The 18,597-nt window shown below is 73.1% G+C and carries 15 protein-coding genes and 1 pseudogene; 11 read left to right on the top strand and 5 right to left on the bottom strand.

Annotated features, from left to right (window positions below):
• The first annotated feature begins 87 nt into the window (after nucleotides 1-87).
• Both ACFZCP_RS22965 and ACFZCP_RS22960 read left to right on the top strand, forming a co-directional pair.
• The gene (locus ACFZCP_RS22965) at nucleotides 88-1,602 is read left to right on the top strand and encodes a 3-hydroxyacyl-CoA dehydrogenase (protein ID WP_391429421.1); all 1,515 of its coding nucleotides are present in this window, start codon (nucleotides 88-90) and stop codon (nucleotides 1,600-1,602) included.
• Entirely contained in the window at nucleotides 1,599-2,186 is a 588-nt protein-coding gene (locus ACFZCP_RS22960) for a TetR/AcrR family transcriptional regulator (RefSeq protein WP_362688867.1), read from the top strand. The genes ACFZCP_RS22965 and ACFZCP_RS22960 overlap by 4 nt, the downstream gene beginning before the upstream one ends.
• A gap of 298 nt (nucleotides 2,187-2,484) precedes the next feature.
• Here the strand turns inward: ACFZCP_RS22960 and ACFZCP_RS22955 are convergent, their stop codons facing one another.
• A complete protein-coding gene (locus ACFZCP_RS22955) occupies nucleotides 2,485-2,967 on the bottom strand; it encodes a winged helix-turn-helix transcriptional regulator (RefSeq protein WP_391429573.1) in 483 nt (160 codons plus the stop codon).
• A 190-nt stretch (nucleotides 2,968-3,157) separates the two neighbouring features.
• Between ACFZCP_RS22955 and pdhA the strand changes: the two genes are divergently transcribed.
• The 7 genes from pdhA to ACFZCP_RS22920 are packed head-to-tail and all read left to right on the top strand — an operon-like array spanning nucleotide 3,158 to nucleotide 11,187.
• Nucleotides 3,158-4,303, top strand: a complete 1,146-nt coding sequence (pdhA, locus tag ACFZCP_RS22950; RefSeq protein ID WP_362688870.1) for a pyruvate dehydrogenase (acetyl-transferring) E1 component subunit alpha — start codon at nucleotides 3,158-3,160, stop codon at nucleotides 4,301-4,303.
• The gene (locus ACFZCP_RS22945; protein ID WP_362688873.1) at nucleotides 4,300-5,304 is read left to right on the top strand and encodes an alpha-ketoacid dehydrogenase subunit beta; all 1,005 of its coding nucleotides are present in this window, start codon (nucleotides 4,300-4,302) and stop codon (nucleotides 5,302-5,304) included. Before pdhA ends, ACFZCP_RS22945 begins: the two co-directional genes overlap by 4 nt.
• Nucleotides 5,304-6,770, top strand: coding sequence for a 2-oxo acid dehydrogenase subunit E2 (locus tag ACFZCP_RS22940; protein ID WP_391429418.1), 1,467 nt, complete (start codon nucleotides 5,304-5,306; stop codon nucleotides 6,768-6,770). The genes ACFZCP_RS22945 and ACFZCP_RS22940 overlap by 1 nt, the downstream gene beginning before the upstream one ends.
• 46 nt (nucleotides 6,771-6,816) lie before the next feature.
• Entirely contained in the window at nucleotides 6,817-7,725 is a 909-nt protein-coding gene (locus ACFZCP_RS22935; protein WP_391429415.1) for an NTP transferase domain-containing protein, read from the top strand.
• Nucleotides 7,722-9,065 (top strand): molybdopterin-binding protein, encoded by a 1,344-nt coding sequence (locus ACFZCP_RS22930; RefSeq protein WP_391429413.1) that lies wholly within the window; start codon nucleotides 7,722-7,724, stop codon nucleotides 9,063-9,065. Before ACFZCP_RS22935 ends, ACFZCP_RS22930 begins: the two co-directional genes overlap by 4 nt.
• On the top strand, nucleotides 9,062-10,159 hold the full coding sequence (locus ACFZCP_RS22925; protein ID WP_391429411.1) for an NAD-binding protein: 1,098 nt from the start codon (nucleotides 9,062-9,064) through the stop codon (nucleotides 10,157-10,159). The genes ACFZCP_RS22930 and ACFZCP_RS22925 overlap by 4 nt, the downstream gene beginning before the upstream one ends.
• A gap of 47 nt (nucleotides 10,160-10,206) precedes the next feature.
• Entirely contained in the window at nucleotides 10,207-11,187 is a 981-nt protein-coding gene (locus ACFZCP_RS22920; RefSeq protein ID WP_391429409.1) for a zinc-binding dehydrogenase, read from the top strand.
• 108 nt (nucleotides 11,188-11,295) lie between these two features.
• Here the strand turns inward: ACFZCP_RS22920 and ACFZCP_RS22915 are convergent, their stop codons facing one another.
• Complete coding sequence (locus tag ACFZCP_RS22915) at nucleotides 11,296-12,102, bottom strand: hypothetical protein (RefSeq protein ID WP_391429407.1); 807 nt, start codon at nucleotides 12,100-12,102, stop codon at nucleotides 11,296-11,298.
• Between the two features lie 173 nt (nucleotides 12,103-12,275).
• Between ACFZCP_RS22915 and ACFZCP_RS22910 the strand changes: the two genes are divergently transcribed.
• Nucleotides 12,276-12,821, top strand: coding sequence for a bacterial proteasome activator family protein (locus tag ACFZCP_RS22910; RefSeq protein WP_362688893.1), 546 nt, complete (start codon nucleotides 12,276-12,278; stop codon nucleotides 12,819-12,821).
• Nucleotides 12,822-13,079: 258 nt separating this feature from the next.
• Here the strand turns inward: ACFZCP_RS22910 and ACFZCP_RS22905 are convergent, their stop codons facing one another.
• On the bottom strand, nucleotides 13,080-14,738 hold the full coding sequence (locus ACFZCP_RS22905; RefSeq protein WP_391429404.1) for a protein kinase: 1,659 nt from the start codon (nucleotides 14,736-14,738) through the stop codon (nucleotides 13,080-13,082).
• Nucleotides 14,739-15,081: 343 nt separating this feature from the next.
• On the opposite strand from ACFZCP_RS22905, the gene ACFZCP_RS22900 reads away from it, so the two are divergent.
• A complete protein-coding gene (locus tag ACFZCP_RS22900) occupies nucleotides 15,082-16,704 on the top strand; it encodes a protein kinase (RefSeq protein ID WP_391429401.1) in 1,623 nt (540 codons plus the stop codon).
• Nucleotides 16,705-16,803: 99 nt separating this feature from the next.
• Here ACFZCP_RS22900 and ACFZCP_RS22895 read toward each other — a convergent pair whose 3' ends face one another.
• Both ACFZCP_RS22895 and ACFZCP_RS22890 read right to left on the bottom strand, forming a co-directional pair.
• Nucleotides 16,804-17,847: a phosphotransferase gene (locus ACFZCP_RS22895; protein WP_391429399.1), complete on the bottom strand. Its 1,044-nt coding sequence runs from the start codon at nucleotides 17,845-17,847 to the stop codon at nucleotides 16,804-16,806.
• A 129-nt stretch (nucleotides 17,848-17,976) separates the two neighbouring features.
• Nucleotides 17,977-18,502 (bottom strand): annotated as a pseudogene (locus ACFZCP_RS22890) (response regulator transcription factor).
• Nucleotides 18,503-18,597: the final 95 nt, after the last annotated feature.

Raw genomic sequence — 18,597 nt, 5'->3', positions numbered from 1 at the left:
CAGTCAGAGCTAGAGTAACCGAACGATCGGTCGGGACAAGGGGGTCCGCCGCATCTGTGGACAACGTCGTGCGGGAGGATCGCGCACATGACAGCACTCGACCTCAGCAGCCCCGTGGCCGTCGTCGGCACCGGCACCATGGGCCAGGGCATCGCCCAGGTCGCGCTGGTCGCCGGCCACCCGGTGCGGCTCTACGACGCCGTTCCCGGGCGCGCCCAGGAGGCGGCAGCCGCGATCGGCGCCCGCCTCGACCGGCTCGTGGCGAAGGACCGGCTCGGCGCCGCCGACCGGGACGCGGCCCGCGCCCGGCTCACGCCCGCCACCGGCCTCGCCGACCTGGCCGACTGCGGGCTGGTCGTCGAGGCCGTCCTGGAGCGGCTGGACGTCAAGCAGCAGCTCTTCCGGGAGCTGGAGGAGATCGTCGCCGAGGACTGTCTGCTCGCCACCAACACCTCGTCCCTCTCGGTGACGGCCATCGGCGGCGCCCTGGCCTCCCCCGGCCGCTTCGTGGGCCTGCACTTCTTCAACCCGGCCCCGCTGCTGCCGCTGGTCGAGGTCGTCTCCGGCTTCGCCACCGACGTCACCTCGGCCACGCGCGCGTACGAGACCGCCCGCGCCTGGGGCAAGACGCCCGTGGCCTGCGCCGACACCCCCGGGTTCATCGTCAACCGCATCGCCCGGCCCTTCTACGCCGAGGCCTTCGCCGTCTACGAGGCCCAGGCCGCCGACCCGGCCACCATCGACGCGGTGCTGCGCGAGTCGGGCGGCTTCCGGATGGGCGCGTTCGAGCTGACCGACCTCATCGGGCAGGACGTGAACGAGTCCGTCACCCACTCCGTGTGGCAGTCCTTCTTCCAGGACGTCCGCTTCACGCCCTCGCTGGCCCAGCGCCGGCTGGTCGAGGCCGGCCGGCTCGGCCGCAAGTCCGGGCACGGCTGGTACGACTACGCCGAGGACGCCGAGCGCTCCGAGCCGCACACCGCCGAGAAGGCGCAGCCGCCCGCGTACGTCGTCGCCGAGGGCAGCCTCGGGCCCGCGGCCGAGCTGCTCGCGCTGATCCGCGAGGCGGGCATCCAGATCCGCGAGGAGGACGAGGACCACGGCACCCGGCTGGTGCTGCCGAGCGGCGGCCAGCTGGTCCTCGCCGACGGCCAGACCTCCGTGGAGTTCCGTGACGTCGTCTACTTCGACCTCGCCTGCGACTACCGCACGGCCACCCGCATCGCGCTGTCCGCCTCGAAGGACACCGCACAGCCGACCCTCGCCGAGGCCATCGGCCTCTTCCAGGCGCTCGGCAAGGACGTCAGCGTCATCGGCGACGTCCCCGGCATGATCGTCGCCCGCACGGTCGCCCGGATCATGGACCTCGCGCACGACGCCGTCGCCAAGGGCGTGGCCACCGAGGAGGACATCGACACCGCGATGCGCCTCGGCGTCAACTACCCGCTCGGGCCCTTCGAGTGGGGCCGCCGGCTGGGCCGCGGCTGGGCCTACGACCTGCTCGACGACCTGCACCTGCGCGACCCCTCCGGCCGGTACGCGCCGTCCCTCGCGCTCTACCGCCACGCGTACGCCACCGACCAGCGGGAGGGCACCCCATGACCACCGCCAAGCGCGACACGTACACCCCCGAGACGCTGCTCTCCGTCGCCGTCCAGGTCTTCAACGAGCGCGGCTACGACGGCACCTCCATGGAGCACCTCTCCCGGGCGGCCGGCATCTCCAAGTCGTCCATCTACCACCACGTCAGCGGCAAGGAGGAGCTGCTGCGCCGGGCGGTCAGCCGGGCGCTGGACGGCCTGTTCGGGATCCTGGGGGAGGAGCACGCGCGCGTGGGGTGCGCCGCGGACCGTCTGGAGCACGTCGTGCGGCGCATGGTCGAGGTGCTCATCGCCGAGCTGCCGTACGTGACGCTGCTGCTGCGCGTGCGCGGCAACACCGAGACCGAGCGGTGGGCGCTGGAGCGGCGCCGCGACTTCGACCACCAGGTGGCCGAGCTGCTGAAGGCGGCGGCCGCCGAGGGGGACATACGCGGCGACGTGGAGGTGCGCCTGGCCACCCGGCTGGTCTTCGGGATGGTCAACTCCGTCGTGGAGTGGTACCGGCCCGACGTGCGCGGTGCCAGCGGGCGCGAGGTGGCCGACGCGGTGGTCCGGCTGGTCTTCTCGGGACTGCGCCAGAGCTGACACCGCGGCCGGCGCAGGGCCCGAGGCCGTAGCCGCGGCGCAGGGCTGGAGCCGCGGCGCAGCGCCCGCGGCCGGAGCCGGCACCTCCCCGCCGACGCGGCCGGCCCCCGGGCCCGACGCCCGCCGAGGGCGGACCTGACGGCGCGGCCCGAGCCGGGCCTGATGCCGCGGGCCTGCTCCGGGTCTGATCCTGCGGACCTGATGCGGGCCTGATGCTGCGGCCCGCCCCTGGCCTGACGCCGCGGCCGGCCCCGGGCCGACGTCGGATCCGTGGGCGGGCCCGATGCCGCGGCCGAGGTCAGGTCTCCGGCTCCAGGTCCTCCTCCTCGAACACCAGCAGCGTGCGGGTGCTGAGCACCTCGGGGATCGCCTGGAGCCGGGTGAGCACCAGCTCACGCAGCGACCGGTTGTCGGGCGTGTGCACCAGGAGCAGGACGTCGAAGTCGCCGCCCACCAGGGCGATGTGGGAGGCGCCGGGCAGCTGTCTGAGCTGCTCGCGGACCGTGCGCCAGGTGTTCTGGACGATCTTCAGCGTGACGTACGCCGAGGTGCCGTGCCCCGCCCGCTCGTGGTCGACGCGGGCGCTGAATCCCCGGATCACCCCGTCCTCGACGAGACGGTTGATCCGCGCGTAGGCATTGGCCCGTGAGACGTGGACGCGTTCGGCTACCGACCGTATCGAGGAGCGTCCGTCGGCCTGGAGGATCTTCAGGATGTCCTGGTCTATGGCGTCCAGCGGGCGTGGGGGCGGAGCGGTGCCGTCATGCGGTCCGTCGGCCATTTGTTCAGCTGCCATGTCCCCCCGCTTCATCGCCGTGGACGTCCTGCATTCATTCCAGGTTGTGGAGAACCGTTTGTCCACAGCCTTGCGGGGCCTGTAGCCAAAATGTGCCGACGACCGAACAATCGGTTGGTGAGGCGAGTCACAGCCGACGCGCCTCCCGTAGCCGCTCCCACGAGGAGGTGCCGTCATGACGGTCATGGAGCAGCGGGGCGCGTACCGGCCATCGCCGCCGCCCGCCTGGCAGCCCCGTATGGACCCCGCGCCGCTGCTGCCCGACGCCGAGCCCTACCGCGTCCTCGGCACCGAAGCGGCCGCCAAGGCCGACCCGGACCTGCTGCGCAGGCTCTACGCCCAGCTGGTGCGCGGCCGGCGGTACAACACCCAGGCCACCGCGCTCACCAAGCAGGGCCGACTCGCCGTCTACCCGTCCAGCACCGGCCAGGAGGCCTGCGAGGTCGCCGCCGCCCTGGCCCTCCAGGAGCGCGACTGGCTCTTCCCCAGCTACCGCGACACCCTCGCCGTCGTCGCCCGGGGCGTGGACCCCGTCGAGGCGCTGACCCTGCTGCGCGGCGACTGGCACACCGGCTACGACCCCTACGCGCACCGGGTGGCTCCCCTGAGCACCCCGCTGGCCACCCAGCTCCCGCACGCCGTCGGCCTCGCGCACGCCGCGCGGCTCAAGGGCGACGACGTGGTCGCCCTCGCCATGGTCGGCGACGGCGGCACCAGTGAGGGCGACTTCCACGAGGCGCTGAACTTCGCCGCCGTCTGGCAGGCACCGGTCGTCTTCCTCGTGCAGAACAACGGCTTCGCCATCTCGGTCCCGCTCGCCAAGCAGACCGCCGCGCCCTCCCTGGCCCACAAGGCCGTCGGGTACGGCATGCCGGGCCGGCTGGTCGACGGCAACGACGCGGCCGCCGTGCACGAGGTCCTCGGCGACGCCGTACGCCACGCGCGTGCAGGCGGCGGCCCGACCCTGGTGGAGGCGGTGACCTACCGCATCGAGGCCCACACCAACGCCGACGACGCCACCCGCTACCGGGGCGACGCCGAGGTCGAGGCCTGGCGTGCCCACGACCCCGTCCAGCTGCTGGAGAGGGAGCTGACCACACGTGGACTGCTCGACGAGGCCGGCATCGAAAGTGCCCGGCAGGACGCCGAGGCGATGGCCGCCGACCTGCGCGAGCGCATGAACCGGGACCCCGAGCTCGACCCGATGGACCTCTTCGACCACGTCTACGCCGAGACCACCGCGCAACTGCGCGAGCAGCGCGCCCTGCTGCGCGCCGAGCTGGAGGCGGAGCAGCACGACCAGGAAGGCGACCCGCGATGACCACCGTCGCCGTCAAGCCCGCCACCATGGCGCAGGCCCTCACGCGCGCGATGCGCGACGCGATGGCCGCCGACCCCACCGTGCACGTCATGGGCGAGGACGTCGGCACCCTCGGCGGTGTCTTCCGGGTCACCGACGGCCTCGCCAAGGAGTTCGGCGAGGACCGCTGCACCGACACCCCGCTGGCCGAGGCCGGCATCCTCGGCACCGCCGTCGGCATGGCCATGTACGGCCTGCGCCCGGTGGTGGAGATGCAGTTCGACGCCTTCGCCTACCCGGCCTTCGAGCAGCTGATCAGCCACGTCTCGCGGATGCGCAACCGCACGCGCGGCCGGATGCCCCTGCCGATCACCGTCCGGGTCCCCTACGGCGGCGGCATCGGCGGCGTCGAGCACCACAGCGACTCGTCCGAGCTCTATTACATGGCCACGCCGGGCCTGCACGTCGTCACGCCCGCCACGGTCGCCGACGCCTACGGGCTGCTGCGCCGGGCCATCGCCTCCGACGACCCGGTGGTCTTCCTGGAGCCCAAGCGGCTCTACTGGTCGAAGGACAGCTGGAACCCCGAGCACCCCATCGACGTCGAGCCCATCGGGCGCGCGGTGGTGCGCCGCGCGGGCACCAGCGCCACGCTCGTCACCTACGGCCCCTCCCTGCCGGTCTGCCTGGAGGCCGCCGAGGCCGCCCGGGCCGAGGGCTGGGACCTGGAGGTCGTCGACCTGCGCTCCCTGGTTCCGTTCGACGACGAGACGGTCTGCGCGGCCGTGCGACGCACCGGGCGCGCGGTCGTCGTGCACGAGTCGACCGGGTTCGCAGGTCCGGGCGCCGAGATCGCGGCCCGCATCACCGAGCGCTGCTTCCACCACCTGGAGGCGCCGGTGCTGCGCGTGGCCGGCTTCGACATCCCCTACCCGCCGCCCATGCTGGAGCGGCACCACCTGCCCGGCGTCGACCGCATCCTGGACGCCGTGGCGCGCCTGCAGTGGGAGGCCGAGGGCTGATGGCACAGGTGCTGGAGTTCAAGCTTCCCGACCTCGGCGAGGGACTCACCGAGGCGGAGATCGTCCGCTGGCTGGTGCAGGTCGGAGACGTCGTCGCCATCGACCAGCCGGTCGTGGAGGTCGAGACGGCCAAGGCGATGGTCGAGGTCCCCTGCCCCTACGGCGGCGTGATCACCGCCCGCTTCGGCGAGGAGGGCACGGAACTGCCCGTGGGAGCGCCGCTGCTGACGGTGGCCGTGGGCCCGTCGGCTCCCGGAGGGGAGAGCGAGGGGTCCGGCAACGTTCTGGTCGGGTACGGCACCTCGGACGCGCCGGCCCGCCGGCGCAGGGTGCGGCCGGCGCCGCTGGGACCTGCCGACGGGCGAACCGGTGCGGACCGGCCGCGGGCCGCGAACGCCCCGTCCGGGGAGTCTTCCGGGGCGGCTGCCGCTGCGCGGCCGGTCCGGCCGCCGTCCCCCGCCACGCCGTCCCGCGTCGGGTCGTTCCCCGGGCGCGTGGCCGCAGCCGGGGGCGAAGGCCCGGTTCCCGTGATCTCCCCCCTGGTCCGCCGTCTGGCCCGCGAGGGCGGTGTGGATCTGCGCCACCTGGTGGGCTCGGGACCGGACGGGCTGATCCTGCGCGCGGACGTCGAGCACGCCCTCAGGGCGCAGGCGGCGCCCGTCCGCACGGCCGAGGCACCCGCCGCTCCCGTGACGCACGTACCGGCCGCTCCCGTCACGCACGCACCGGCCGCTCCCGTCACGCACGCACCGGACGCCCGTGTCTCTCCCCTCCGCAACGGCATCCGTACGCCGCTCAAGGGCATCCGCGGTGCCGTCGCCGACAAGCTCTCCCGCAGCCGCCGGGAGATCCCCGACGCGACCTGCTGGGTCGACGCCGACGCGACGGAACTGCTGCGCGCACGGACCGCGATGAACGCCGCGGGAGCACCGAAGATCTCCCTTCTCGCGCTCCTCGCCCGCATCTGCACCGCCGCCCTCGCGCGGTACCCCGAGCTGAACTCGTACGTCGACGTCGAAGCCCGCGAGGTGGTCCAACTCGACCATGTGCACCTCGGGTTCGCCGCGCAGACCGAGCGTGGCCTGGTCGTGCCGGTCGTCCGGGACGCCCAGGCGCGCGACGCCGAGTCGCTGAGCGCCGAGTTCGCCCGGCTCACCGAGGCCGCGCGGACCGGCACGCTGACCCCCGGGGAACTCACCGGCGGGACGTTCACGCTGAACAACTACGGCGTCTTCGGCGTCGACGGATCCACCCCGATCATCAACCACCCCGAGGCGGCCATGCTCGGTGTCGGCCGCATCATCCCCAAGCCCTGGGTGCACGAGGGTGAGCTGGCCGTGCGGCAGGTCGTCGAGCTCTCGCTCACCTTCGACCACCGTGTGTGCGACGGCGGCACGGCGGGCGGCTTCCTGCGGTACGTGGCGGACTGCGTGGAACAGCCGGCGGTGCTGCTGCGCACTCTGTGACCCACGCCAGGGTCTGGAGAGCGGGCCGAGCGGACATACTCGGGGGGTGACCGACACACCGCCCACCGCTTCGGGGACCACCGCGCCGTACGACGCGGTGGTGCTGGCCGGCGGTGCCGCCCGGCGGCTCGGCGGGGCCGACAAACCCGGCCTCCGGGTCGGCGGGCGCGCCCTGCTCGACCGGGTGCTCGCGGCCTGCACGGGCGCCCGCACGACGGTCGTCGTGGCCGGCACCCGGTCCACCGCGCGCCCGGTGCGCTGGGCACGCGAGGAGCCGCCCGGCGCCGGACCGGTCGCCGCGCTGGAGGCCGGCCTGCGGCTCACCACGGCCGAGCACGCCGTCGTCCTCTCCGCCGACCTGCCGTTCCTCGAAGCGGCCACCCTGGAGCGGTTGCTGTCGGCCCTGCGGGACACCGGTGCCGACGGCGCGCTGCTCACCGACGCCGACGGCCGTGACCAGCCGCTCGTCGCGGCTTACCGCACCGCGGCGCTGCGCCACGCCCTCGCGCCCCTCGCTGCCGCGCCCGGCGGCCTGACCGGCCTGCCCCTGCGCCGGCTGACCGGCGCCCTCGATCTCACCCGCGTCCCGGACCCGCTCGCCTCGTTCGACTGCGACACCTGGGACGACATCGCCAGCGCCAGGGCACGCATCAGGGAGCATGGGCACGTGTTGGATGAATGGATTTCCGCAGTCAAGGACGAGCTGGGCATCGACCTCGACGTCGACACCGGCGTCCTGCTCGACCTGGCTCGTGACGCCGCGCACAATGTGGCCCGGCCCGCCGCGCCGCTGACCACCTTCCTCGTCGGCTATGCCGCCGCCCGGGGCGAGGGCAGCCCCGAGGACGTCGCCGAGGCCGCCCGCAAGGCCGCCGCACTCGCCCTGCGCTGGCAGGACGAGGCCGAGGAGAACGCAGAGAAGGGTGCGGGCCCCTCGGGTCCGGACGCCGGATGACCGCCCCCGGCACCCGGACCGGGGCGAAGGCCGAGGACAGCGACGACCTGGACGTCGAGGAGGCTCTCGCTCTGGTGAGGGAACCCAAGGACGACGGCGACGCACCGGGGCCCGCCCCCGCCGCCCCGGGCGAACGGCACAGGGCGACTCCCTGGCCCCAGGCCCGCGAGATCGCCGCCCGCGCCGCCCGCTCGGGCAGCCGCCGCGCGCCCGTCTCCGTCCCCCTCGCCGACGCCCTCGGCCTGGTCCTCGCCGGCCCCCTCGACGCCCTCACCGACCTGCCCTCCTTCGACACCTCGGCGATGGACGGCTGGGCCGTCGCCGGACCGGGCCCCTGGGAGGTGCGGGACGAGGGCGTGCTCGCCGGACACGACCAGCCCGAGCCGCTCACCGACGGCCAGGCGGTCCGCATCGCGACCGGCGCCCGCATCCCGGCCGACACCACCGCCGTCCTGCGCAGCGAACACGGCCGCACCGACGCCCAGGGCCGCCTCCACGCCACCCGGGAGGTCAGCCACGGCCAGGACATCCGCCCGCGCGGCCAGGAGTGCCGCAACGGCGACCACCTGCTGCCCGCCGGCACCCTGGTCACCCCCGCCGTCCTCGGCCTCGCCGCGGCCGCCGGCTACGACACCGTCACTGCCTTCGCGCGCCCGCGCGCCGAAGTACTCGTCCTCGGGGACGAACTCCTCAGCGGGGGCCTCCCGCACGACGGACTGATCCGGGACGCGCTCGGCCCCATGCTGCCGCCCTGGCTGCGCGCCATGGGCGCCGAGGTCACCTCCGTACGGCGGCTGGGGGACGACGCCAGGGCTCTGCGCAAGGCGCTCACCGCCTCCGACGCCGACCTCGTCCTCACCACCGGCGGCACGGCTTCCGGCCCCGTCGACCACGTCCACCCCACCCTGGAACGCCTCGGCGCCGAACTCCTCGTCGACGGGGTCAAGGTGCGCCCCGGCCACCCCATGCTGCTGGCCCGCACCAAGGAGGACCAGCACCTCGTCGGCCTGCCCGGCAACCCCCTCGCGGCCGTCTCCGGCCTGCTCACCCTCGCCGAGCCCCTGCTGCGCACCCTCGCCGCGCGCCCCGCGCCCGAGCCGTACTCGCTGCCCCTGCGGGAGGCCGTGCAGGGGCACCCGTACGACACCCGGCTCATCCCCGCGGTGCTGCGCGGCGACAGCGCCGTACCGCTGCACTACAACGGCCCGGCCATGCTGCGCGGGATCGCCGCCGCCGATGCGCTGGCCGTCGTGCCGCCGGGAGGGGCCCGGCAGGGAGAGGAGGCCGAGCTGCTGGATCTGCCGTGGGCGGCCGCCGGAATCGGAGTGTGTTTCACGTGAAACTTCCGGGCCATGACGCCATCGCCCGCCAGACGGGCGATGATCTCGTGACCCGCCGGGTGAAACTCCCGAGGAGAGTGGTGGAGCGCCCCCTCCGCCAGGTCGCCAAACGGCTGCTCATGGCCCTCGCGGTGCTGGTCGCCACCGCACTGATCGTCTACGCCGACCGTGCCGGCTACCGCGACAACTCCGACGGCCCGGTGGACCTGCTCGACGCCTTCTACTACGCGACCGTCACCCTCTCCACCACCGGGTACGGCGACATCACCCCGGTCAGCGACGGCGCCCGGCTCATCAACATCCTCGTCATCACCCCCCTGCGGGTGCTGTTCCTGATCATCCTGGTCGGCACCACGCTGGAGGTCCTCACCGAACGCACCCGGGAGGAATGGCGCCTGAACCGCTGGAGGTCCGCGTTGCGCGATCACACCGTCGTCATCGGCTTCGGCACGAAGGGGCGGTCGGCCGTCCAGACCGTCTGCGCCACCGGGCTGCGCAAGGAGCAGGTCGTCGTGGTCGACCCCAGCTCCAAGGTGATCGACGCGGCCACCGCCGAGGGCTACGCGGGCGTCATGGGCGACGCCACCCGCAGCGAGGTGCTCACGCGCGCCGAGGTCCACAAGGCACGGCAGATCATCGTCGCCCCGCAGCGCGACGACACCGCCGTCCTCGTCACCCTGACGGCCCGGCAGCTCAACCGGAGCGCGAAGATCGTGGCCGCCGTGCGCGAGGAGGAGAACGCCCCGCTGCTCAAGCAGTCCGGCGCCGACGCCGTCATCACCAGCTCCGGGGCGGCCGGCCGGCTGCTCGGCCTCTCCGTGCTCAGCCCCGCCGCCGGCATGGTCATGGAGGACCTGATCCAGCAGGGCAGCGGCCTGGACCTCGTGGAACGGCCCGTGGTGCGGGCCGAGGCGGGCAAGTCCCCGCGCGAGACGGACGACCTCGTGGTGAGCGTCGTACGAGGCCACCGGGTGCTCGGCTACGACGACCCGTCCCTCGGCACCCTCCAGCTCACGGACCGCCTGATCACGATCGTCCGCGCGACCCCCGGCGCCCGGGTCACCCCGCATCCCCGCCCGCTGCCGGGCGGCTGAGCGGGCCTGCCCCGGACAGGGCGGGGGTGGGGAGTAGCGTCGCGCCCATGCATGCGATCACGATTCCCGAACCTGGTGGGCCCGAGGCGCTGGTGTGGGACGAGGTCCCCGATCCGGTGCCCGGCGACGGCGAAGTGCTGGTCCAGGTGGTGGCCAGCGCCGTCAACCGTGCCGATGTCCTGCAGCGGCAGGGCTCCTACAACCCGCCGCCCGGCGCGTCCCCGTACCCCGGCCTGGAGTGCTCCGGCCGGATCGCCGCCGTCGGCCCCGGGGTCTCCGGCTGGGCCGTCGGGGACGAGGTGTGTGCGCTGCTCGCGGGCGGTGGCTACGCCGAGAAGGTCGCCGTTCCGGCCGGACAGCTGCTGCCCGTGCCCGCCGGCCTGGATCCGAAGCAGGCGGCCGCGCTGCCCGAGGTGGTCTGCACGGTCTGGTCCAACGTCTTCATGGTCGCCCATCTGCGGCCCGGCGAGACCCTGCTGGTGCACGGCGGCTCCAGCGGCATCGGCACGATGGCGATCCAGCTCGCCAAGGCCGTCGGCGCCCGGGTCGCGGTGACCGCCGGGACGAAGGAGAAGCTGGAGGAGTGCGCCGAGCTGGGCGCGGACGTGCTGATCAACTACCGTGAACAGGACTTCGTCGCCGAGATCAGGCAGGCCACGGACGGCGCGGGTGCCGACGTCATCCTCGACAACATGGGCGCCAAGTACCTGGACCGCAATGTGCAGGCCCTCGCGGTCAACGGACGGCTCGCGATCATCGGCATGCAGGGCGGCATCAAGGGTGAGCTGAACATCGCCGCCCTGCTGAACAAGCGGGCCGCCATCAGCGCCACCTCGCTGCGGGCCCGGCCGCTGGGCGAGAAGGCGGCCATCGTGGCCGCCGTGCGCGAGCATGTGTGGCCGCTGCTGGAGGCCGGGCAGATCCGCCCGGTCGTCGACCGCGAGCTGCCGATGCCCGAGGCGGCCGAGGCGCACCGGGTGCTGGAGGCGAGCGGCCACATCGGCAAGGTGCTGCTGGTGACGCAGTAGCCGGTGCACCAGCCCGGGCTGTAGGCGCAGTGACCGGTGGACCGGCCCCACACCCCTCGCGGGCCCTCACCGGTGCGCGTCGGCTCGGCAGCCGTGGCCGGGCGGACATCAGCTCCGGCGCACCCGCAGGCCCAGGAGCGCGAGGCCGAGGCCCAGGCCGATGAGGACCAGGCCGCTGCCGAGCGGCAGGATCTGCAAGGTGGGCTCGGCGGGGCCCTCGCCCTGGCGCACGGTGTTCCGGTCCGGGGGCCGCAGCGCGGGCCGGGCCGGGTCCAGACCGGCCTCCCGGGGCGGGGCGGAGGCCGTCGGCGTCCCGAACGGGACGTCCGCGGTCTCCGGCTCCTGCGGGTAGAGCGCATCCGGGTCGGGGTCCGCGGGGTCCCTCGTGGCCGGCACGGTGTCGTCGTCGCCCTCCTCCTCATGGTCCGGCCCGTCCGGGCGGCCCGGACGTATCCGGCCCTCACCCGCCCTGCTCCCGGCCCGCGACGGCTCGGGAGGACGGGAAGGCGGGGAGGCGGAGAGCAGCGCGGCGGCGGAGGCCGGGACCGGTGCGGTGGCGGAGGCCGGAGCCGGTGCGGCGGGGGAGGCGGAGCCGACGGGCCGGGCCGCGGGCGCGGGAGAGTCCGGCGGGGCGGCCTCGGCGCCGTACGCGGGGGCCGTGCCGTACACCGGCGCCGCCGTCGCGAGGACGAGCAGCAGCCGCACGAGCAGCAGCCGCAGGAGCAGCAGCCGCACGAGCAGCAGCCGCAGGAGCGGCGGCGGGCGCAGCAGCCGCGCAGGCAAGGGCCGCGCGAACACCAGCCGCAGGAACAGTGGCTGCACGAGGAGCAGCCGCACGAACGGCGGCCCCACGAAGAGCGGTCGCACGAGCGGCGGCCGAACGAAGCGCAGCGTGAGTCGCAGCCATGAAGTCACGTCGGTGACCTCCCGGAGCACAGTCCCCGTGCCGACGACGATCGAACGGAATCCAGCCTCACATTTCAGGATGGATGAGGCATTTCCTGTTGGGCCGTCGGGTCTAAACGGTGGATCACCCGCGCGAGGGGGCACCACGGTGATGAGGTGTAGGCGTGCGAGAGAATGGCGGCATGGAGATGCCGAGGAACGAACGGTCGCCGGAGAACCCTCAGATCCTGGTCGTGGGCCAGGACGGCATGGCGCTCGGTGGCGGCACCGGAGACGAGGACTCCCGCGAGACGCCGGTGACGGACCAGGTGGAACAGCCCGCCAAGGTCATGCGCATCGGCAGCATGATCAAGCAGCTCCTGGAGGAGGTGCGTGCCGCTCCCCTTGACGAGGCGAGCCGGGCCAGGCTCAAGGAGATCCATCGCAGTTCGGTGAAGGAGCTGGAGGACGGCCTCGCCCCGGAGCTGGTCGACGAGCTGGAGCGGCTCTCCCTCCCCTTCATGGACGACGTGACTCCCAGTGACTCGGAACTGCGCATCGCGCAGGCCCAGTTGGTGGGCTGGCTGGAGGGCCTGTTCCACGGGATCCAGACGACGCTGTTCGCCCAGCAGATGGCCGCACGGGCCCAGCTGGAGCAGATGCGCCGCGCGCTCCCGCCGGGTGTGGGGGGCCACGAGGACGGCGACGACCCCCGGGCCGGCGGCCGCGGAGGCGGACCGTACCTGTAGCCGTACGCACGAAGGCCGGGCCCGCAGGCCGTAAGCGCGAGCGCTGGACTGCAAGCGGTACACACGGAGGGCCCGGTCCTCAGGCGGTACATTCGCAGGCCGTACACACATGAAGGGCCCGGCGTACTGGCGCCGGGCCCTTCGATATGTCTGTGGTGATCTCCGTCACGTCCCGATCACCGAATGATCGTCCCCAGCTCCCGGACGGCAGCCGGCTCGGTGGTCACGGCCGGCGGCGGCCCGGTTCCCCTTGCCGGGTCACTGCGGGGGAACGCCCGTCGACACGGTCAGCTCGACCTTGGGCATGCTCTTCGGATCGACATCGGTGCCCGTGGAGGGGAACTGGTCCAGGACGGTCCCGTCGCCCCAGGTGTTGTTGTCCTGCTTCGTGACCTTGTACTCCCAGCCCGCTGCCTGGAAGCACGCCTTCACCGAGTCGATGTTCTTGTACCGGAAGTCGGGCAGCCGGATCTTGCCCGGGTCGCTGTAGGACTCCTGGGGTTCCGAGCACTCGGTCTTGTCGATCGTCTTCGACGTGTCCGGGCCCCGGTAGCCCGCCGGGTGGCCGGACTTCGAGGGGCCGGCGCCACCGCCGCCCTTGGTGTCGTCGCCGCCGTTGTTGACCGCCAGCGCGATGATCAGGCCGACGACCGCGACCACGGACACCACGATCGAGCCGATGATCACCGGCTTGTTGCTCCGGCCGCCGCCCGTGCCCTGCGACTGCACCGCGGTCTGGGGCGTGAGGTTGTACGGCGGCGGCGTCGCGGCCGCCTGCTGCCCGTACCCCACCGGAGCCGGGGTCTGGTAGCCGCCCTGCTGCGGATAGCCGTAGGCCGGGGAGGGCGCCGGGGTGCCGTACGGGCCCGGAGCCGGAGTCGGCTGGTACGGCGTCTGGACCGGGCCGGTGGGCGCCGGGGTCGACTGGTCGACCGGCGGGAACACGGCGGAGCCGACGCCCGCGCCGCTCTGCGCCGGGCCGACGCCCGGCACGATGCTGGGCGCCGCGCCCTGGAGGGAGGCGGCGACCCGCAGGCACTCGTCGCGCATGGACTCGGCGGTCGGGAAGCGCTCGTTCGGGTTCTTCTTCAGCGCGCGGGCGATCAGCGCGTCCACGGCCGGGGGCAGCGCGCGGTTGATCGACGAAGAAGCCACCGGCTCCTCCTGCACATGCGCGTACGCGATGGCCAGCGGGGAGTCCGCCTCGAACGGCAGCCGGCCGGTGACCAACTGGAACAGCATGATGCCGACCGAGTACAGGTCGGAGCGGGCGTCCACGCCCCGGCCGAGGGCCTGCTCGGGCGAGAGGTACTGCGGCGTGCCGACGACCATGCCGGTCTGGGTCATGGACGTGACCCCGGACTGCATGGCGCGGGCGATGCCGAAGTCCATGACCTTGACCACGCCGCGCTTGGTCATCATCACGTTGCCCGGCTTGATGTCGCGGTGGACCAGCCCCATCTCGTGGCTGATCTCCAGCGCGGCCAGCACGTCCGCGGTGACCTTCAGAGCCTTGTCGGCGGGCATCGCGCCGTGCTGCCGGATGTCCTCGTCCAGGACCGAGCCCAGCGGGCGGCCCTCGATGTACTCCATGACGATGTACGGCATCGGCGTGCCGTCGCCCGCGGCGGAGTCGCCGGCGGACAGCGTGTCCTCGCCGGTGTCGAAGACGGAGACGATATTGGTGTGCGTGAGCTTGGCCACGGCCTGGGCCTCGCGGCGAAAGCGCTCGCGGAAGGCCTGCTCCCGGCCCAGCTCGGTGTGGAGCGTCTTGATCGCGACCTGGCGGTCCAGCACGGCGTCGTACGCCAGGTGCACCGAGGCCATACCGCCTTCACCGAGCAAGTCACGCAGCTGGTACCGGCCGCCGGCCAGCGACCACCCCGAGTACCGGCCCTGTGCGCCGTCCTGGCTCATCTCTCCGCGTCCCCCACTGGCCGTCCGGCGCCGTCATTGAGCGAACATGCCTTGATCGAATGTGTCATTCCCGGCCAAGTCTGCCCCAGGGCACCGACACGTCAAGCGCGGTGCCCGTTCCGTGACCGTACGCGAAAGAAGCGTCGCGGAAGCGTTACAGCGGGCGTACGACCAGTGCACAGAATTTGCACGACAGCGCGTGCTACAGGTTTCATGACCGGTCCGTCTCGTACCGGTCCAGGTGCTGATCCCGGACCGGAGGCTTGCGCGGAGGCTGTAGCGTGGCCGACGGAGACCGTAACAACACCGCGCGCACCGCGGGCAGAAACGACGGCGAGGACCGATGGCACAGACGCACAGCGCCCAGGGCCCGTCCGACCCCGAGGCGACTGGCGGCGGAATGTCAGACACGCCGGAGATGTGGGGCAACGGCGGGCTCGTCGGCGACGGCCGGTACCGGTTGACCCACCGGCTGGGCCGGGGTGGCATGGCCGAGGTGTTCGCGGCCGAGGACGTCCGTCTGGGCCGCACCGTCGCGGTCAAGCTGCTCCGTGCCGACCTCGCCGAGGACCCGACGTCCAAGGCCCGCTTCACGCGCGAGGCCCAGTCGGTCGCCGGCCTCAACCACCACGCGATCGTCGCCGTGTACGACTCCGGCGAGGACTTCGTGGGCGGCCAGTCGGTGCCGTACATCGTGATGGAGCTGGTCGAGGGCCGCACCATCCGCGACCTGCTGATGAACGCCGAGGCGCCGGGCCCCGAGCAGGCTCTGATCATCGTCTCCGGTGTGCTGGAGGCGCTCGCCTACTCGCACCAGCACGGCATCGTGCACCGCGACATCAAGCCCGCCAACGTGATCATCACGCACAACGGCGCCGTCAAGGTGATGGACTTCGGTATCGCCCGCGCCCTGCACGGTGCGTCGACGACGATGACGCAGACCGGCATGGTCATGGGCACCCCGCAGTACCTCTCTCCCGAGCAGGCGCTCGGCAAGGCCGTCGACCACCGCTCGGACCTGTACGCGACCGGCTGCCTGCTCTACGAACTCCTCGCGCTGCGGCCCCCGTTCACCGGTGAGACCCCGCTGTCGGTGGTCTACCAGCACGTCCAGGACATCCCGACCCCGCCCTCCGAGTTCTCCGACGGCTGCCCGCCGGAGCTGGACGGCCTGGTCATGCGCTCGCTCGCCAAGGAACCCGACGACCGGTTCCAGACGGCCGAGGAGATGCGCGGCATGGTCCAGTACGGCCTGCAGATGCTGTACGACCAGGGCGGCCACACCGGCACCTGGAACACCGGACCGGTGGCGGCGCACGACGGCCGGCACACCCCGGCGGGCGGCTTCGCGGGCACGACCGCGATGCAGCACCCGGGCGAGTTCGGCGCGGGCACCGCGCAGATCCCGCAGCCGATCCTGCCCACCGGGTACGGCCACGGGGACGACGGCGGCTTCGAGGGGCACGGCAACAAGGGCAGCGGCCGCGGCAAGCTGTGGATCCTCGCCGTCTTCGCGGTGATCGCGATCGCGGCGGGTGTCGCGCTCGCGCTCCAGCACAAGAACACCGGCAGCACCAGCGACCCCGAGCCGACGAAGACCAGCCACTCGAAGACGGCCAAGGACAACAAGGCCTCCAAGACGCCGACGGACGACTCCACCGACGAGCCCACGGACCCGAACACGGACCCGGGCACCGGGACGGACCCGGGCACCGGTTCCGACTACACGCCGTCGTACACGCCGTCCTACACCCCGTCCCCGTCGGCCAGTACCGAGCCGACGGGCGAGCCGACCGACCCGGGTACCACGGACGAGCCGACGGATCCGCAGACCACCCCGACGGACCCGGCCGCCGGCGGCACGGACGCGGGCGCGGGTGACGGCGGCACGGACGCGGGCACCGCGGACGGCGGCGGGACGGACGCGGGCAGCACGGACGGCACCACCGCCGGCACCGGAACTTGAAGGCCACCGACAGCACCGACCGTGGCGGCGACTCCCTGAGGCGCCGCTGTCACACCCGGGGCCTGCCCGGCCGGTCCGGCTCCACCGGCGGGTCCGGCCCTAGCTGACGAAGGCGTCACACACCGCGTCGTACTCCCGCGTCCACCACACCACCAGCGCGGAGGCGGCCGGGAACTGGCAGTCCGCCCGGCTGTCGCCGCGCTCGTAGTGCCAGCGCAGCATCCAGAAGTCGTTCAGGCGTTCCCACCACACCCGGTGCACGGCCGCGGCCAGCTCGGAGGGCGTGGCCCCGGCCGCGCGGCGGTACGCGCGCGCGTACGCCCGCACCTTGGGCAGGTCCAGCGCGCCGACGGGCCGTACGAAGAAGATCGCTGCGGCGCGTACGGCCTCCTCGGAGCGGGGCTGCACGCCGAGCCGGTCCCAGTCGACGATGGCGGCCGGGGCACCGTCCTTGTAGAGCAGGTTGAACGGATGGAAGTCGCCGTGCACCCAGCCCACCGGGCCGCCGCGCGGCGGGCGCCGGTGCGTGTGCTGCTCCAGCAGGGCGCGGCGCTCCAGGAGCCGGTGGCGGGCCAGTTCGTCGAAGGCGTCGGCGGGGCGGTGGCGGCGCACATGGGCGAGCAGGTCGTCGATGAGGGCGAAGGTGTCGGCCGGATCGGCGCTCTTCACGGGATGAGGGCTCGTGGCCGGGCGGGTGCGCCCCTTGGGGGGCATCACGCGCTCCAGGCAGGCGTGCACGGCGCCCAGGAGTGCTCCGAGACGTGCGCTCTCCGAGCGGGTGAGCTGGCCGCCGTGGCGGTGCCGGCCGTCGATCCAGGGGTGCAGGGCGTAGGCGTGGCCGCCGACGACGGCGACGGTGCGGCCCTCGCGGTGTGCCAGCGGCGGGGCGACCGGGACGCCGAGGTCGGCCAGGCGCTGGGTGGCCCGGTGCCTGCGCTCGATGGCGGCCGGGTCGGCGGTGTCCGGGTCGAAGTGGTGCTTGAGGAAATAGCGGCCGCGCGTGGTGCTCAGCCGGTAGCCGCGGTTGAGCAGGCCCTGGTCGACCGGTTCGCAGGTGAGGGCGCTGCCGGCGGAATACAGGCGCAGCAGGGCGCCCAGAGGGGGCGCGTGGGAGACAGGGGGTGGTACACATGAGCGCGGCACGCGCCAGATGTTAGGGCACGCAAAGAGCCGGTGAGCTGGGGCTTGTCACAGGCAGTCGCCGACGGTCGCTTTCGGTCACTCGGGGTGTCAAAAATTCAGTCAAAGGATCCGCCGGAATTGCAGTGACCCTCAGTGACTGCCCGGAATTTCCGTCTGCATTCGGGCCGCATAAGCGACTGCCCGGGAACGCTGTTGCATACCGGGTTTCGCGAGCGGACCGGAAACGCAATTCTTGATCGTTTTCTCGGCGGGATGGAGCCGTTCGCCGATCTGGCGACGGGTGAGCCCTTCGCTGATCAGTTCGAGAATCCACCGCTCCTGTCCGGCCGGGCCCCCGCCGTGATCGCGCCGAAGAGCGCCTCGTCGTCCGCGAAGGAGGCCGGCACCGGGCAGTGGACCCTCTCGTGCGCGGCCCGGATCCCCGGCACATCTCGACGCCGCTGCCGTCCGGGAGTCGTGCGTCGAGCGCCGCCGCGCCGGGTCGTCTGGCCGGAATGCGCACCAGCGCGTCGGCCGCCGTACCGGCCTCGCCGACGGCCTGGATGTCCGGGTCGGCCGACGGCGTTTCGTGCGCTCCGTGACGGACGACCTCGTGGTCGTCTAGGGGAAATACCAGGACTTTTCCGTCTTCGTGTGCGAGGTCGGTGTCACACAAAGGCTCTTCCCGTGTCCGGGGTCGCCGGGATAACGTGCCGTAGCTCCGGCCTCCTGCAAGGCTGTGACCAGCGCTCTTCCGAGCCCTGCGGATTT

It is taken from the genome of Streptomyces sp. NPDC007971, assembly GCF_042958635.1.
Lineage (GTDB): Bacteria > Actinomycetota > Actinomycetes > Streptomycetales > Streptomycetaceae > Streptomyces.
This window is presented reverse-complemented; position numbering and strand designations above follow the sequence as displayed.